This window comes from Halobacillus sp. BBL2006, from assembly GCF_000786645.1.
In the GTDB taxonomy this organism is placed as follows: Bacteria; Bacillota; Bacilli; order Bacillales; family Halobacillaceae; genus Halobacillus.
On sequence record NZ_JRNX01000692.1, the window covers coordinates 1 to 1,233 of the forward strand.

At 45.8% G+C, this 1,233-nt stretch carries 1 protein-coding gene; it reads left to right on the forward strand.

All coding sequences use genetic code 11. From position 1 onward, the window contains the following. Positions 1 to 1,233: class I tRNA ligase family protein (locus LD39_RS18400; RefSeq protein ID WP_035551407.1), on the forward strand; the 1,233-nt coding region annotated here is incomplete at both ends.

The window sequence follows — 1,233 nt, forward strand, 5'->3', positions numbered from 1 at the left end:
CAAAGATTTTTGGAACGCTGAGAACGTCTTCAGACGCTCTATGGATGAGCGTGAAGGTGCAGAGACATTTGTATTTTATGAGGGACCGCCGACAGCGAACGGTCTTCCTCACGCTGGTCACGTACTTGGCCGCGTAATCAAGGACTTCGTTGGCCGTTACAAAACGATGCAAGGCTACCAGGTTCTACGTAAAGGCGGCTGGGATACGCACGGTCTTCCGGTGGAGCTTGAAGTAGAGAAGCAGCTTGGCATCTCTGGTAAGCAAGAAATCGAAGAGTACGGTGTTGAGAAGTTCATTGAAAAATGTAAAGAAAGTGTCTTCAACTATGAAAAAGAGTGGCGTGAATTCACTGAGTCTATCGGTTATTGGCTTGATATGGATGATCCCTATGTGACGCTGCAAAACCGTTATATTGAAAGTGTCTGGTACATCCTAAGTGACCTACACAAGCGTGATTTACTATCCAAAGGTCATCGTGTCACGCCTTACTGCCCGAGTTGTCAAACAACATTGAGCTCCCACGAAGTGGCGCAAGGCTATGAAGATGTGAAAGACCTTTCTGCAACAGCGAAATTCAAAGTGAAAGGCTCTGAAAATGAGTTTTTCCTAGGCTGGACGACGACTCCTTGGACGCTGCCAGCGAACGTAACATTAGCGGTTCACTCTGATCTTGATTATATCAAGGCGAAGAAAGACGGCGAAGTGTACATTGTTGCAGAAGCTCTTGCTGAGAAGAATCTTGGTGAAGAGTATGAAGTCGTATCGAAGCATAAAGGGAGCGAATTCAAAGATGTAGAATACGTCGCCCCATTCCCGTTTGTGAAGCCGGAACGCGGTCACTTCGTTGTTGAAGCAGACTTCGTTAATGCTGAGAGCGGTACAGGTGTCGTTCACATCGCACCAGCTTACGGTGAAGATGACTATAACTTAGTGAAAGAACACAACCTTTCCTTCTTCAATGTCGTTGATGGGCAAGGTCGTTATACGGAAGATATTCCTCCATTCCAAGGCCGCTTCGTGAAGGACTGTGATGTCGATATCGTGAAGTACCTGGCAAATGAAGGACTACTTTTCCATAAAGAAAAATATGAGCACAGCTACCCGCACTGCTGGCGTTGTGATTCTCCATTGCTTTATTATGCAATCGAGAGCTGGTTTATTAAAACGACAGAACTGAAGGATCAATTCCTTGAAAATAACCAGCAAGTTGACTGGCACCCAAGCCATATCAA